At 34.7% G+C, this 13,983-nt stretch carries 16 protein-coding genes; 6 read left to right on the top strand and 10 right to left on the bottom strand.

Annotated elements, in window-relative coordinates; all coding sequences use genetic code 11:
* Positions 1-201 precede the first annotated feature (201 nt).
* Genes pstC through pstB form a run of 3 tightly spaced genes read left to right on the top strand, consistent with a single transcriptional unit; the run spans position 202 to position 2,721 of the window.
* Positions 202-1,131 (top strand): phosphate ABC transporter permease subunit PstC, encoded by a 930-nt coding sequence (gene pstC / locus ACP5O9_RS08010; RefSeq protein ID WP_424905284.1) that lies wholly within the window; start codon positions 202-204, stop codon positions 1,129-1,131.
* Positions 1,128-1,958, top strand: coding sequence for a phosphate ABC transporter permease PstA (gene pstA / locus ACP5O9_RS08015; RefSeq protein ID WP_353686251.1), 831 nt, complete (start codon positions 1,128-1,130; stop codon positions 1,956-1,958). Before pstC ends, pstA begins: the two co-directional genes overlap by 4 nt.
* Before the next feature lie 4 nt (positions 1,959-1,962).
* On the top strand, positions 1,963-2,721 hold the full coding sequence (pstB, locus tag ACP5O9_RS08020) for a phosphate ABC transporter ATP-binding protein PstB (protein ID WP_424905285.1): 759 nt from the start codon (positions 1,963-1,965) through the stop codon (positions 2,719-2,721).
* Here the strand turns inward: pstB and ACP5O9_RS08025 are convergent.
* Genes ACP5O9_RS08025 through ACP5O9_RS08060 form a run of 8 tightly spaced genes read right to left on the bottom strand, consistent with a single transcriptional unit; the run spans position 2,718 to position 8,615 of the window.
* Positions 2,718-3,137: a hypothetical protein gene (locus ACP5O9_RS08025; RefSeq protein ID WP_428723796.1), complete on the bottom strand. Its 420-nt coding sequence runs from the start codon at positions 3,135-3,137 to the stop codon at positions 2,718-2,720. The genes pstB and ACP5O9_RS08025 overlap by 4 nt on opposite strands.
* Before the next feature lie 21 nt (positions 3,138-3,158).
* The gene (locus ACP5O9_RS08030) at positions 3,159-4,106 is read right to left on the bottom strand and encodes a tRNA 4-thiouridine(8) synthase ThiI (RefSeq protein ID WP_428723797.1); all 948 of its coding nucleotides are present in this window, start codon (positions 4,104-4,106) and stop codon (positions 3,159-3,161) included.
* Positions 4,099-5,094 (bottom strand): D-glycero-beta-D-manno-heptose-7-phosphate kinase, encoded by a 996-nt coding sequence (gene rfaE1, locus ACP5O9_RS08035; RefSeq protein WP_353686255.1) that lies wholly within the window; start codon positions 5,092-5,094, stop codon positions 4,099-4,101. The genes ACP5O9_RS08030 and rfaE1 overlap by 8 nt, the downstream gene beginning before the upstream one ends.
* Positions 5,081-6,316 (bottom strand): histidine--tRNA ligase, encoded by a 1,236-nt coding sequence (gene hisS / locus ACP5O9_RS08040; RefSeq protein WP_353686256.1) that lies wholly within the window; start codon positions 6,314-6,316, stop codon positions 5,081-5,083. Before hisS ends, rfaE1 begins: the two co-directional genes overlap by 14 nt.
* Before the next feature lie 13 nt (positions 6,317-6,329).
* Positions 6,330-6,800 carry a DivIVA domain-containing protein gene (locus ACP5O9_RS08045; RefSeq protein ID WP_424905289.1) on the bottom strand — a complete coding sequence of 157 codons (471 nt, stop codon included), beginning with the start codon at positions 6,798-6,800 and terminating at the stop codon, positions 6,330-6,332.
* Positions 6,797-7,105 carry a YggT family protein gene (locus ACP5O9_RS08050; RefSeq protein ID WP_353686258.1) on the bottom strand — a complete coding sequence of 103 codons (309 nt, stop codon included), beginning with the start codon at positions 7,103-7,105 and terminating at the stop codon, positions 6,797-6,799. The genes ACP5O9_RS08045 and ACP5O9_RS08050 overlap by 4 nt, the downstream gene beginning before the upstream one ends.
* Before the next feature lie 8 nt (positions 7,106-7,113).
* A complete protein-coding gene (proC, locus tag ACP5O9_RS08055; protein ID WP_353686259.1) occupies positions 7,114-7,902 on the bottom strand; it encodes a pyrroline-5-carboxylate reductase in 789 nt (262 codons plus the stop codon).
* Positions 7,903-7,916: 14 nt separating this feature from the next.
* On the bottom strand, positions 7,917-8,615 hold the full coding sequence (locus ACP5O9_RS08060) for a YggS family pyridoxal phosphate-dependent enzyme (protein WP_353686260.1): 699 nt from the start codon (positions 8,613-8,615) through the stop codon (positions 7,917-7,919).
* A gap of 24 nt (positions 8,616-8,639) precedes the next feature.
* Here ACP5O9_RS08060 and ACP5O9_RS08065 point away from each other — a divergent pair, with 24 nt between their 5' ends.
* From ACP5O9_RS08065 to ACP5O9_RS08075, 3 genes are all read left to right on the top strand, one after another.
* Complete coding sequence (locus ACP5O9_RS08065) at positions 8,640-10,043, top strand: sensor histidine kinase (RefSeq protein ID WP_353686261.1); 1,404 nt, start codon at positions 8,640-8,642, stop codon at positions 10,041-10,043.
* Positions 10,044-10,046: 3 nt separating this feature from the next.
* Positions 10,047-11,432, top strand: coding sequence for a sigma-54-dependent transcriptional regulator (locus tag ACP5O9_RS08070; protein ID WP_353686262.1), 1,386 nt, complete (start codon positions 10,047-10,049; stop codon positions 11,430-11,432).
* A 134-nt stretch (positions 11,433-11,566) separates the two neighbouring features.
* Positions 11,567-11,974 (top strand): hypothetical protein, encoded by a 408-nt coding sequence (locus ACP5O9_RS08075; protein WP_353686263.1) that lies wholly within the window; start codon positions 11,567-11,569, stop codon positions 11,972-11,974.
* Positions 11,975-12,028: 54 nt separating this feature from the next.
* Here ACP5O9_RS08075 and ACP5O9_RS08080 read toward each other — a convergent pair whose 3' ends face one another.
* Together ACP5O9_RS08080 and ACP5O9_RS08085 are read right to left on the bottom strand one after the other, a co-directional pair.
* Positions 12,029-12,412 (bottom strand): hypothetical protein, encoded by a 384-nt coding sequence (locus tag ACP5O9_RS08080; RefSeq protein WP_353686264.1) that lies wholly within the window; start codon positions 12,410-12,412, stop codon positions 12,029-12,031.
* Positions 12,413-12,461: 49 nt separating this feature from the next.
* The gene (locus ACP5O9_RS08085) at positions 12,462-13,610 is read right to left on the bottom strand and encodes an MFS transporter (RefSeq protein ID WP_428723798.1); all 1,149 of its coding nucleotides are present in this window, start codon (positions 13,608-13,610) and stop codon (positions 12,462-12,464) included.
* Positions 13,611-13,983 lie beyond the last annotated feature (373 nt).

Here is a 13,983-nt window from a genome sequence, read left to right on the forward strand (position 1 = left end):
GGGTAAAGGAGCTTACAAAAGGCAGGCAGACACCAGTTACAGCCAAACCCCAGACAGTGCCAGATTTCCCGGTAGCAGTGAAGTAGGAGCTTATGTTGGTGAGAGACATCTCTGATAAATCTCACTTCAATAAAAAGCAATGGTCATTCCAAAGACATTGTAACATTAGTGTAACATAAATTTTTGTATAATATTTTGATTATGTCCATACAAAAAAGCAAGATTACTGATTTTATTTTTTTAATGATTACAGCATTCACAGCCTTCAGTATAATTATAATCACAACTGGCATTTTTTTAGTCCTTTTTAAAGAGTCTCTTCCAGCTATGAATAAATTCGGAGTTGAAGAATTTATCTTTTCAACACAATGGGATCCTGTTCAGGAAGTTTTTGGTGCATTGCCTGCATTAACTGGTACTCTAATTACAGCTTGTTTGGCACTCCTGCTTGCCACTCCAATAGCAATTGGAATAGCAATATTTATTACTGAAATTGCACCTGCATTTTTAAAAAACATTATTGGCACAAGTATAGAACTTTTAGCTGCAATTCCAAGTATTATTTACGGAATGTGGGGATTATTCACCCTTGCACCAATAATGAGTCAGTATATTGAACCATTTTTTCAGTCAACAATTGGAAAAGTTCCTTTAATTGGAAAGCTCTTTGAAGGCACACCTCTTGGTGTTGATCTTTTTACTGCAAGCATTATCCTGAGCATTATGATTATTCCATTTACAGCATCAATTGCAAGAGACTCCTTCAACCTCACACCAGCGGTGCTTAAAGAATCTGCCTATGCTATGGGGGCTACTAAATGGGAAGTTGTCAAAGATGTTGTAATGCCTTATTCGAAGCTGGGAGTTCTTGGAGGAGTTGGACTTTCTCTGGGAAGAGCTCTTGGAGAGACAATGGCAGTTGCCTTTGTTCTTGGCAATTTAAACCAGATTCCAAAGTCACTTTTTGAAGCTGCTGCCACTGTTACTGTAAAACTTGCCAATGAATTTACAGAAGCTGATAAGGATATTTATCTAAGCTCGCTTTATTATCTTGCTTTCCTTTTATTTATTATGAGTTTTGCAATTCTTGCAATAGCAAAGATTTTTCTTGTAAGAGCTGAAAAAAGATGAGAATGAAAAAAAGAAAAATATTAAGCGGATTGGCTCTCTTTATATGCTTTCTTACTGCTTTATGGGGTATTTTCTGGCTTTTTTTTATAATTATTGATGTTTTAAGGCACGGTATTACTGCAATAAATCTTGATTTATTTTTAAAGGATCCTGCACCTCCTGGTGAGACTCAAGGAGGTTTAAGAAATGCCTTTGTCGGACATCTTTTGATTACTGTATGTGCTACATTAATTGGAGTTCCAGTGGGAGTTCTTGGTGGAACATTTCTTGCTGAGTATGGAAGAAAGTATAAAATATCAAAGGTAATAAGCACCCTTGCTGACATAATGGTTAGTGTTCCTGCAATAATTGTTGGTGCTTTTGTTTATGCAATTATTGTTAAACCTCTTGGACATTTCAGTGGATGGGCAGGTGCTGTATCTCTTGGCATTATTATGATTCCTACAGTTTTAAGAACAACAGAAAACATGCTTTCCCTTATTCCGTGGACACTCAGAGAAGCAGCTTTTGCATTGGGAGCACCCTATTATAAGGTAATTATTCAAGTTGTTTATCGTGGTGCAGCAACTGGAATTTTAACAGGAATTATTCTTGCAATTGCAAGAGTCACTGGTGAGGCAGCTCCGCTTCTTTTTACATCCTTCAACAATGCCTTTTTTTCTGTAAACATGAATGAACCAATTGCATCACTTACAATAACAATATTCCAGTATGCTATGGGACCCTATGAGGAGTGGCATACTCAAGCATGGGGTGCTTCTTTGATGATCACACTCTTTGTTCTTTTTGCAACAATTGCAGGAAGAATTCTTATCAGAAGGAGGTAAAAGGGTGACCCCTGAAATTGAAGTAAAAAATCTTAATTTTTACTATACTGGAGACATTCACATTCTTAAAAACATTAATATGACAGTTTATAAAAAAAGTGTTACAGCTTTAATTGGTCCGAGTGGATGTGGAAAAACTACTTTGCTTAGATGTTTTAACAGAATGCATGACCTTTATGCGGGCAATAGATATGATGGTGAGATAATTTTCCAGGGCAGAAATATACTTTCAAAAGATACAGACCTGATCGAATTAAGAAGCAAAATCGGAATGGTTTTTCAAAAGCCTACTCCTTTTCCTATGACAATTTTTGAAAACATTGCCTACGGATTAAAACTCAAAGGGATTAAAAACAAAACAGAATTACAACATAGAATTGAAAAAGCTTTGAAAGATGCAGCTTTATGGGATGAAGTGAAAGACAAATTAAATACAAATGCCTTTGGATTAAGTGGAGGACAGCAGCAAAGACTTTGCATTGCAAGAGCATTGGCAGTGGAGCCTGAAATTATTTTATTCGATGAGCCAACAAGTGCACTTGATCCAATATCTACAGCGAAAATTGAAGAATTAATTGTTTCATTAAAAGATAGAGTAACAATTATAATCGTTACTCACAACATGCAACAGGCAGCAAGAATTTCTGACTGGACAGGATTTATGATGCTTGGCGAACTTATTGAGTATGACAAAACTGACAAAATATTTACCGTTCCATCTAATAAGCTTACAGAAGAATATATAACTGGAAGATTTGGTTAATCAGGATATCTAAAAGGATTACCTCTCAGGATTTTCTCAACCTGTGGAGGATTTCCCTTTATTAGAAACACTGCAAGACCTCTTTCTTCTGTTTCTTTTCCCAAGTAACTCCATTTTCCATTCCATGAAACATAAAGTCTGAAACCATCTGCAAACATTTCAGCAAATACAGGAGTAAACTCAAGCTCTGCTCTGTCAAAGGGTCTTATTGAAGCTATTATTTCTCTGTATGCTGACTCTGAACAGTGTTTTCTTATTCCAGAGTTATCTTTATTTTGATAAGCCTGCCTTATTTCATCAACAATTTTGAATGCTTGAGTTGTATAAGAATATTCTTCTGATGGTGGTTTAACCTGTTTTTTACCTCCGCAACCAAAGACAAGTAATATTAAAAGCAAAATTATAACTTTTTTCATTTCTACCTCCATTTTAAATTTTTACACTCTGTATTTTACTATCTCTTCTTTAGTAGTTGCATCATAAATTTTTATTTTCTCCTGAGGAAGTTTAATTACAACTTCTTTTCTTTTTGAATAAAACGCACATATTGAGGCTGCAGTGTCAATGTCTTTTGCTGAATACTGTCCAATTAAAAATACAACAGGACCTTTCATGTCAGAGGGATAGATAAATGCTCCCTTACTCAAAAGAATCTTATTTTCTTCTTCATCCCTTCCAACAATTGCCTTGCATTTTTCTGAGATTCTGAAATGTCTTCCTATTTTAAGCAATTCAACATTTTCCACAGTGAGTTCATCATGTTGCATAAGATCCTTAACTCTTCTACAAAAACTTGGATCAGTAAGCAAACATCCACCTGCTGGTTGAGGAGGCTTTTCAATTCCAAACTTTTTTGCTAAATCAATCTGAGGTTTTCTTGTTCTTCCATATATATCATATAAAAGCTCCCGATTAACAACTCCTTGTATTTCAGGTTTTGTAGGAGGAAGAATTTTTGCAGACAGAGGCCTTAGAATCAAATCTTTCAGTGTTGCTTGTTTTTCAATGAGTTTTAGTATTTCTCTTTTCTGAGACATTGGTCTTTGAGAAAGAACTTCTCCTGTAATTACAAATGAGGCATTAAACTCTGATAATTTTTCTTTTGCTTCTTTAAGCATTAGAATTTTACAGTCAATACATGGATTAAGATTTTTTCTGTATCCATGGGCTGGATTTTTTAAAATTTCAATAAATTTTTCTTTTATATTAATCTCTTTAATTTCAAAGCCAAATTGCCTGGCATATTCTAAATCAGACTCTTTTAAAGGTGATGTAAAGCCTGTTAAAAATTTTATGGCAATTACCTCAATGCCCTGCTGTATTACAATGATAATTGAAAGAAGACTGTCAAGACCACCAGAATAAAGGGCAATAGCTCTATGCATAAGGATGGGTTTTAAGAATCTCGAGTATTTCCTCTACAGTAGCTGTAGCAGTTCCAACCTTTCCAACTACAATTCCTGCTGCTACATTAGCTATTTTTGCAGCAGAAACCAGATCTGCACCAGCAACATGAGCAAGTGTTATAGTAGCAATTACAGTGTCTCCCGCACCTGTCACATCAAATACTTTTTTTGCCACTGTTGGCAGATGAGTAACAACAACTTCAGAGTCCTTTTTTTCAAAAAGGCTCATTCCTTCCTCTCCTCTTGTTATAAGAACAGAATCGCAGGCAAGCTTTTTTAAAAGATTGAATCCAGCTTTTATAAGAGTTTTTTCATCCTTAATTTCAATTTCTGCTCCATGAGAAGCCTCAGCAAGATTTGGCGTTATAAGAGATACATGTTTGTAAAATCTGAAATGTCCTATCTTCGGGTCAACAGCAACAAAATTACCATTTTTCTTCTTATGATTAATAAGAAGCCTGAATAGTTCTTCAAAAACAACACCTTTTTTGTAATCCGATACAATGACAGCATCAAAATCAATTAAGGCATTTTTTATCATGGAAAGAAATGTTTCCTTTGCTTTACCCTGCAGTCTTCTTGTATCTTCTATGTCAAATCTTACAATTTGTTGATTTCCTGCAATAATTCTTGTTTTAACTGTGGTTTTTCTGGCATCTTCAAAGAGATAATCCACTTCAATACCTTTTTCTTCAAGTAAATCCTTTACAATTTTCCCGGCAAAACCCTTCCCAATTATTCCTGAAACATAAGCCTTTCCTCCAAGTGCAATGATATTATTTGCTACATTCGCAGCTCCTCCAAGTCTGTAAGACTCCTCTGTCACTTCAACAACTGGAACAGGTGCTTCTGGAGAAATTCTTGAAACCTTTCCAAAAATGTATCTATCAAGAATAATATCACCAATCACCAAAATCTTTTTATCTTTGAATTTCTTTAAAAATTGTTCTGCCTTAGCTCTGGTCATTATGCCTCCTGATCAAATCAATTAATTCCTGAAAAGAGCATTCGCCTTGTAAACCTGTCTGCATATTTTTCCATTTATAAACTCCTTTTTTTATTTCATCCTCACCAATGATTATAACTATCTTAACGCCAAATTTGTCAGCTTTTCTCATCTGGCTTTTTAAAGAGGTTTCTTCATAAGAAATTTCTGTAGGTATGTTGTTTTCTCTTAAAAAATTAACAACTTTTTTCGCTTCTGTTCTGAGGTCATTTCCAAGATATGCTACATATACAATTGGCCTTTTAGGATTTACTGTCAATGTAGTTGAACAAAGCTCAATTAATCTTTCTATACCAATTGCAAAGCCAATGGCAGGAGTTGGGGGTCCTCCGAAAGACTCCACAAGATCATCATATCTTCCTCCTGCTGCAACAGCGTTTTGAGCGCCAAGCATGGTGGTTGTCACTTCAAAAACTGTTCTTGTGTAATAATCCAGTCCGCGAACAATTTTTGGATTTACAGTATAAGATATGCCCATTTCATCGAGCTCTTTTTGTAAACTTAAAAAATGTGCTTTACAATCAGAGCATAAAAACTCAAGAATTAAAGGAATGTCTTTTAAAGCTTCTTTACAGGATTCTACCTTACAATCCAGCACTCTCAAAGGATTCCTCTCAAATCTTCTTTTGCAGTCATCGCATAATCTGGATACTCTATTTGATAGGAAATTAAAGAGTATTTTTCTGTATTGTGCTCTACATTCTTTGCATCCAAGAGAATTTATTTCGTAAGCTAAATTTTTTATTTTTAATTTCTCAAGAAATATTTTAAGCATATAAATTAGTTCAGCATCTATAAAGGAAGAGCTTACTCCAAAACATTCCACCCCAATCTGATGAAACTGTCTGAGTCTTCCTTTTTGCGGTCTCTCATATCTAAACATGGGACCAATGTAGTAAAACTTCTGTGGAGCTGGATTATTGAAAAGTCCGTGTTGAATGTAAGCTCTCACAACAGAAGCAGTTCCTTCAGGCCTTAAAGCAACAGTTCGTCCTTTTTTGTCATTAAAAATATACATTTCCTTTTCAACTATATCTGTATTCTCACCAATACTTCTTAAAAAAATTTCAGCCTTCTCTAAAATAGGCGTTCTTATCTCCTGAAAATTATAATTTTCAAATATTTCTCTAACATTATTCTCAATGTGTTGCCATAGATGGATCTCCTCTATAATATCCTGCATTCCCCTGAGGGAGCTAAATCTCACTTTCTTCCCCTTCTCTTTCTTTATCAAATTCAAGCATTCTTAAGTGACTTTCAATAAGCCTTTTTATTTCCTCTTTAAAATGTCTTCTTATGCCTTTTAGATCAACAATATCCTCATGAATTTTTACAACTTTTTCCTGTGCTTCTTTGATAATGTTTTCTGCTTTTAATTCAGCCTCCTTAATTATAAGTTCAGCCTCTTTTTTGGCATTTGCTTTATAGTCTTCAACAAGTTTTTGTGCTGTCATCAATGTATCTCTAATTGATTGCTCAATTTTTCTGTATTCTTCTAACTGATTCTCAAGAATTACTACTTTTTCTTTTAACATAGAGTTTTCTTTTAAGAGTTCTTCCAGCTCTTCCCTTATAAGCTCCAGAAAAGAGTATACTTCATCCATGTCAAAGCCTCTGAATTTGACCTTGAACTGCTTTTGCTGAATATCAAGGGGTGTAATTCTCATATAATTCCTCCTTTAATTCTGTAACCAAGCTCAATAAGGCTTGGAATTAAAAACCTCTGTAAAAAATATATTATAAGCAAAAGAATTAATGGTGAAATATCAACGGGTAGTCTCAGAGGCAGAAGCCTTCTTATTGGACGAAGGAGAGGTTCTGTAACAGAGTAGAGAAATCTAACAATTGGATTATAGGGATCTGGATTTACCCAGCTAATTATTGCTGCAATAATTACAATAAATGTATAAATCGTAAAGACAATATCTAAAATGCTTGCCAGTGCAATTATAAGATTTCCAAGTATAAACATTTTTCACCTCAGTCTTGCATACTAAGTTCTTGAGCTCTTTTTGTTGCTTCTTGTAATGTTTTAAAAATTATTTCTCTCAGAGTTCCTTGAGATAAAATCCTGAGACCTGCCTCTGTTGTTCCACCGGGAGATGTTACTTTCTGTCTGATTTTATCAGGTGGAAGTCCGCTGTCAAGGAGTTTTGCTGTTCCAATAAATGTTTGCACTACAAGTTCCCTTGCTATGTCCTCAGCGAATCCAAGCTCTGTTGCCACATCTATAAACTGCTCAACTATGTAACATAAAAATCCTGGTCCACTGCCTGACAGAGCAGTGACAAGATTCATGTATTGTTCTGGCAGTGTAATTACTTTTCCCACACTCATAAATATTTCTCTTACTGGTGCTATAATCTTCATTTCAAGACACTCGCAAATGGCAAGAACAGTTATTGCCTCTCCTACTGTAGCTGCAAGATTTGGCATAGCTCTGATTAGCTTGTCTGTTTTAAGATATTTTTGAATAAACCGAAGAGGAATTCCTGCAGCAATTGAAACCACAGTATGTTTTTCTGAAACAGCATCTTTTATTTCTTCAAGAACCTCTTTCATATTTTGAGGCTTTACTGCTAATACAACAATCTGAGATAAATTAACTACCTCTTTGTTTGAAGGTGTTGTCCTCACTCCATAACAGTTTTCAAGATATCTTCTTCTTTCTTCAATTGGTTCAGATACAATGATATTTTTTTTCCCTTCTTTAACAAGCCCTCTTATAAGGGCTTCTGCCATGTTACCTCCGCCAATAAAACCAATCATTTTATTTTACCCCCTCAATTTATTCTTTGCCCGAAAAGGGCTGTGCCAATTCTTACCATTGTAGCACCTTCCTCGATTGCTACTTCAAAATCATTTGACATCCCCATTGAAAGCTCAGTAAGGGCATATCCTTTTTGAAATAAACTGTCTTTTATCTGTCTTAGTTTTCTGAAATAGGGTCTTGCATTCTCCGGATTTTCAAAATAGGGAGGGATTGTCATAAGTCCTTCTACTTTAATATTTGGAAGTCGAAAACATAGTTCCACTAATTTTTCTGTATTTTCAGGCTCTATCCCAAATTTAGATTCTTCCTCTGAGAGTTTTACCTGAATTAAAACTCTTTGAATTTTACCGATTTTTTCTGCTTCCTTATTTATCAATACTGCAAGCTTTTCTGAATCAACTGAGTGAATTACTTCAAAGAGCCTTAGAGCATCCTTTACTTTGTTGCTCTGCAAATGCCCTATCATATGCCACTCAATATTTATCTGCCATTGAGCTATAAAATCTTTTAAAGCCTCTATTTTATTTTTTGCTTCCTGAACTCTGTTTTCCCCAAAAATTCTTAAGCCAAGTTGGGCTGCCTCTTTTATTTTATCAATGCCCTGAGATTTTGTTACAGCCACAACTTTAATTTCCTCTGGATTTCTACCTGCTCTCAAAGCAGCGTAGGTTATTTTTTTAAAAACAGATGATATTCTTTCTGAAAGCATACTATAATACAATTATACATGATTATGAAAATCCTTGATAGACTTTCTTTAAAGTGGAAGTTTATGGTGCTTCTGCTTTTACTTAATTTTACTTTAATGTCCACACTTTATATATTTTATACACAAACTGAAAGAAGACTGTTAAAGGAAATAGAACGACAGACTGCAGATCTTACAAAGGCTATTCAGATAGGAGTTGAAGAGGTCACCCGTGGTGGCTCAAACAAACTTACAGAATATCTTAATAAACTCAATACTAAAGGAATAAAAGAAGTCTCCATAATTAGTAATCAGCAAGAGATTATTGCAAGCACTAATCCACAAAACATAGGAAAGCCAATAACTCACAGGAAGAAAGAATTGATTATCAAAGCAGAACTTGGGGAACCAGTATTTGAAGAAGAAAATATTTATAATGTAATTGTACCAGTAATAGCAGGTAATGTTCAGTATGGATATATTCATTTGAGAATTAATAAGGATGATTTTTCAAAGATTTTAAAAAACAATGCAGTTAAAAGAATGCTTACAACTTTGATTATATTTTCCATAGGCATAATTATAACCTACATCATTTCTTTAAGATATACCAAGCCAATTGATAGCTTAACTCAGGCTGCAATAAAGGTTGCTCAGGGTGATTTTAATTATAGATTAAACATCAACAGAAAAGATGAAATAGGCAAAATAGCAGAAAGTTTTAACTTTATGATTCAGAAGTTGCAGGAAAATCAGATGCTTCAGGAAAGACTTAGAGAAGCAGAACATCTTGCAGCAATTGGACAGCTCAGCAGAACAATTGCTCATGAAATAAGAAATCCTCTTAATTTTATAAACTTAAGCATTGATCATCTTATAGAAAAACTAAAAAAACAACAAAATGATAATACTTATATAAAACTTCTTGAAAGCATGAAACAAGAAATTTACAGGGTAAACAATCTAATTACAGAATATCTTGAATATACAAGGCCATTAAAGTTGAATAGAAAATTTGTAAGTGTTATAGAGATAATAGATGAAGTAGTCTCAATTATTGAACCAACTGCAGAGCACAGAGGCATTAATATCTATAAAGATTACAAAGTTGATTTTACTGTCAATCTTGATGTAGATTTGATAAAAAGCTGTCTTTTAAATATTATTAAGAACGCAATAGATGCAATGAAAGACTCTGAAGTTAAAAATCTTTTTATTCAAACAGAGATTATAGAAGACAATCTTTTAATCAAAATATCTGATACAGGCTGTGGAGTACCCGAGGATGTTATTGATAAAATTTTTGAACCTTTATTCTCTACTAAAAAAGAAGGACTTGGGCTCGGGCTTCCTCTGGCAAAAAAAGTTATAGAAGAGCATGGTGGTAAAATAGAATTTTCAAGTAAAACAGGACAAGGCAGCGAAGTAAAAATTTATCTGCCGGTTTAATCAATGACAACAATACTGATAATAGATGATGAACAGTTACAAAGAGAAATTCTCCAGACAATTCTCTCAGAAGAAGGTTATAATGTTTACACTGCCTCATGTTTAGAAGAAGCAAAAGAAATAATTGGCAAAGTCCTTCCAGATATAATTCTTACTGATTTAAAACTGGGAACTCAAAATGGGATTGAAATCCTTAATAGTCTTCCAGAAGAACCTTTCAAGCCTGCTGTAATTGTCATTACTGCTTTTGGAACAATCTCTTCCGCAGTTGATGCTATAAAAAAAGGAGCCTTTGATTATCTTACAAAACCCCTTGATAAAGAAGTTCTTTTAGTGACTGTAAAAAAAGCAGAAGAAAGAATGAATCTTATTAAAGAAAATCTGAGGCTAAGAAAGGAGCTTTATGAGAAATTCAAAATTGAAGGTATAATCGGAAAATCAAAAAAAATGCTTCAAGTGCTGGATATAGTTAAAAAAGTAACTCCAACAAATGCAACAGTGTTAATATATGGCGAATCAGGGACAGGTAAGGAACTTATCGCAAAAGCAATTCACTATAATTCACCAAGAAAAGACAGACCCTTCATTGCAATAAATTGTGCAGCAATTCCTGAAACATTGATAGAAAGTGAACTTTTTGGTTATGAACCAGGAGCGTTCACAGGTGCAAATACAAGAAAAATAGGACTCATTGAAGCAGCAGATAAAGGAACACTTTTTCTTGATGAAATTGCTGAACTTCCTTTAGCAACTCAATCTAAACTTCTCAGAGTGCTTCAGGAAAAAGAAGTAAGAAGAATTGGTGGTAAAGATACAATCAGGGTTGATGTGAGAATAATTGCAGCAACAAACAAAAATCTCTCTACAGAGGTGGAAAAAAATAAATTCAGAGAAGACCTTTATTACAGATTAAAAGTCATAACAGTGGAAATACCTCCTTTACGGGAGAGAAAAGAGGACATTCCAGAGCTTGTAAACTTTTTCATTGAAAAATACTCAAGAGAATTTGGAAAAAGAATTAATGGAATTGACAACTCTGCAATGGAGGCTTTATTTAATTATCACTGGCCTGGCAATATAAGACAGTTAGAGACAGTTATTGAAAGAGCAATAATTATTTGTGAAGGAGAAAAAATCACCCTAAAGGATATTCAGGATGAATTAAAGATTTCCATGCCAAGAAATGTCTTTGAGATAGATATACCTGATGAGGGAATAAATTACGAAGAGCTTGAAAAAGAGTTACTAAAAAAAGCTCTGGTTAAATCCAATTATGTTATTGCAAAGGCAGCAAGATTACTTGGAATGAGCTACAAAACATTCTGGTACAGACTTGAAAAATTCGGACTTTCTGAAAATTTTCCGAAAAGGGAAAATTTCCTTAAATGAGGAAATCTCTATTAACGAAAAGGTAAGATAGATAACCTTATGTATGCTGGCATAAAATTTGTATAGTATATTTTAGAGCTAAAGACTGAAATCCCTTTGAAAAAAACAGAAAAGAAAGGAGGTGACAAAAGAGGATGAAGAAAATTTTAGCAGTAGTAATGGCATTGGTATTTGCTCTTACAGTAACAGCAGCATTTGCTCAGCCTCAGGCAAAACCAGCAGAGCCTGCAAAGAAAGCAGAGCCTGCAAAACCAGCAGAGCCTGCAAAGAAAGCAGCTAAGGAAAAGGTAAAAAGCATTACTGGTGAGGTTACAGCTGTTGACACAGTTGGCAAAACCATCACAGTAAAAAGCAAAAAGCAGGAGCTCACAATTGCAGTAACAGATGAGCAGATTAAGGATGTTAAGGCTGGTGATAAGGTTGTAGTAAAATACACTGAGAAAGATGGCAAGGCTACAGCAAAGAGCGTAAAGAAAGTTGCAGCCAAGGCTGAGAAAAAAGCTAAAGGAAAGAAAGAAGAAAAACCAGCTGAAAAGAAATAGTAAGCTTTCAGTAGAAAGGTGGAGGATTAATCCTCCACCTTAATTTTTTTTATTTCATACTTCTATCCCTCTTTTTCTTAATTCTTCAAGTTTCTTTTCTCTGCATTCCTTGCATCTAAACTCTGGTTCAGGATCATGAAGTCTGTCGTAGTTTTTAGTTTTTACGACCCTGTATCCCTCACAAATCTTTCCGCAGTCAGCACATACCACATCTTTTCTGATTTCCCATAGAGGATAAAAAGCTGGAATGTTAAAATGGGATTTAAATATTGCCTTATCCACAAACCAGAATACATTGGCAAGTAAAAACTGATTGAGTAAAAATGCTGGAATTGTGTGAATTCTCAGGTAATCACTCAAAACAAACTGAAGCAATGCTCCTGCAATACCTGAAAGTACAATCCAGCGACCAAATACATAAACAAACCATGTCTTCATAATAAAACCTCCTCGTAGCAATCAATTTTAAATTATTTTGACCTAATTTTTAGTGTAACATTTTTCTTACTTTGATAAGAAAAGGGATTGAGATAATCTGAAGAATTACTGAAAAAATAACCAAAATATACACTGAAAAATCATATAAAAGCCCCAACACCGTGCTACCTAAAAACCAAAATAAACCGTATCCAGTATTGAATACTCCATATCCAACTCCTCTTTTTTCCTTTGGAACCAAAACCGCTACAGCTGCCCTCATTACAGACTCCTGTGCCCCCATTCCTATCCCCCACAAAATCATGCCCAACAAAGCAGAATAAAAACCTCCAAGAAAACATAAGGGCGCAAAACCTGATGAAAGAATTACTGAAAAAATAAGAATAGAGAGTCCCTTTTTATCAAAAAAATATCCAAAGATTAAAGCTGCCAGAGCATCAATACCCATTGCCATAGCATAAAAAACAGGTACCCACTGTTCCGAAACTGTTTCGACTTTTTTAAAATGATAGGCAATCAAAGGAAAATCAGCATATCCTGCACCATTTAAGGCAACTGCTATGAGATAAACCCAGTAAACTTTGCTAAATCCCTTTGTTTCAATATGAATTTTTGATACTTCCAGCTCTTTCGGTGATGGATAAAGAAACCTTGCAAAAAATAAAATACCAATAGCAAACAAAGCTGGAACAAGCAGTGCTGCAAAAGCTTCTCTATATCCTCCATGAAAATAAAATACTGCTGCCACTGTCAATGGACCAAGCATTGCTCCAATTTGATCCATTGCCTCATGAAGTCCAAAGCCCCATCCCCTACCAATCTCTGCTGTGGCATGACTTAGCATAGCATCTCTTGCAGGTGTTCTCAATGCTTTGCCAATTCTTTCAGCCATGATCAGCAAAGCTGCCAACTGCCAATGCCCAACCAAAGCCAGTGCTGGAACACTTAAAAGATTGATTAAATATCCTCCGATTGTGATGCTCCAGTATTTACCAGTCCTGTCAGCAAGCCATCCAGAAAAAAGCCTTAAAGCATATCCAATAAACTCTCCAAAACCTGCAATAAATCCAACCAAAGTAGCACTGGCACCTAAAAATGCAAGAAATGGACCTGTAATGCTTCTTGCAGCCTCATATGTCATGTCAGCAAATAAACTTACAAGCCCAAGTAAAACAATAAATACTGTAGTAGGTTTCATGTTTGTTCCCTTAAGAATTAAGTTACAATTTATATGAAGTCAGCTCAAAAAATCAAGAAAATCACTCGCTCTGAAGGCTGTTTTAATTTTAAAATGTGTTGATCCGAAAATCCGTGAAGATTATTGAAAAAATGTTTAAGCTATATTACATAAAAACTGGTGAATTTGATTTCGGAGTAGTTCACATCTCAATCCTTGTTAAAACTCCGTGTAACCCATTTCAATTTCAAATACTCTTCTTTTTCCATAAACTGCATAGCACTGTAAAGTCTTTTTTGTCCATTGGCAAAAAGCAGGATGGTTAAAAGTGGAAACAACTTACCGTCAATCCATAGGCTCCTGCTAAATTTGAAGAAGTTTTAAACTCTAACAT

The sequence above is a fragment of the Thermodesulfovibrio sp. genome, assembly GCF_049969575.1.
Lineage (GTDB): Bacteria > Nitrospirota > Thermodesulfovibrionia > Thermodesulfovibrionales > Thermodesulfovibrionaceae > Thermodesulfovibrio > Thermodesulfovibrio obliviosus.

Excerpts from the sequence above, each read along its gene's own strand:
- pstC (WP_424905284.1), top strand. The coding sequence starts at position 202 with ATGTCCATACAAAAAAGCAAGATTACTGATTTTATTTTTTTAATGATT.
- pstA (WP_353686251.1), top strand. The coding sequence starts at position 1,128 with ATGAGAATGAAAAAAAGAAAAATATTAAGCGGATTGGCTCTCTTTATA.
- ACP5O9_RS08025 (WP_428723796.1), bottom strand. The coding sequence starts at position 3,137 with ATGAAAAAAGTTATAATTTTGCTTTTAATATTACTTGTCTTTGGTTGC.
- ACP5O9_RS08030 (WP_428723797.1), bottom strand. The coding sequence starts at position 4,106 with ATGCATAGAGCTATTGCCCTTTATTCTGGTGGTCTTGACAGTCTTCTT.
- rfaE1 (WP_353686255.1), bottom strand. The coding sequence starts at position 5,094 with ATGACCAGAGCTAAGGCAGAACAATTTTTAAAGAAATTCAAAGATAAA.
- hisS (WP_353686256.1), bottom strand. The coding sequence starts at position 6,316 with ATGCAGGATATTATAGAGGAGATCCATCTATGGCAACACATTGAGAAT.
- ACP5O9_RS08045 (WP_424905289.1), bottom strand. The coding sequence starts at position 6,800 with ATGAGAATTACACCCCTTGATATTCAGCAAAAGCAGTTCAAGGTCAAA.
- ACP5O9_RS08050 (WP_353686258.1), bottom strand. The coding sequence starts at position 7,105 with ATGTTTATACTTGGAAATCTTATAATTGCACTGGCAAGCATTTTAGAT.
- proC (WP_353686259.1), bottom strand. The coding sequence starts at position 7,902 with ATGATTGGTTTTATTGGCGGAGGTAACATGGCAGAAGCCCTTATAAGA.
- ACP5O9_RS08060 (WP_353686260.1), bottom strand. The coding sequence starts at position 8,615 with ATGCTTTCAGAAAGAATATCATCTGTTTTTAAAAAAATAACCTACGCT.
- ACP5O9_RS08065 (WP_353686261.1), top strand. The coding sequence starts at position 8,640 with ATGAAAATCCTTGATAGACTTTCTTTAAAGTGGAAGTTTATGGTGCTT.
- ACP5O9_RS08070 (WP_353686262.1), top strand. The coding sequence starts at position 10,047 with ATGACAACAATACTGATAATAGATGATGAACAGTTACAAAGAGAAATT.
- ACP5O9_RS08075 (WP_353686263.1), top strand. The coding sequence starts at position 11,567 with ATGAAGAAAATTTTAGCAGTAGTAATGGCATTGGTATTTGCTCTTACA.
- ACP5O9_RS08080 (WP_353686264.1), bottom strand. The coding sequence starts at position 12,412 with ATGAAGACATGGTTTGTTTATGTATTTGGTCGCTGGATTGTACTTTCA.
- ACP5O9_RS08085 (WP_428723798.1), bottom strand. The coding sequence starts at position 13,610 with ATGAAACCTACTACAGTATTTATTGTTTTACTTGGGCTTGTAAGTTTA.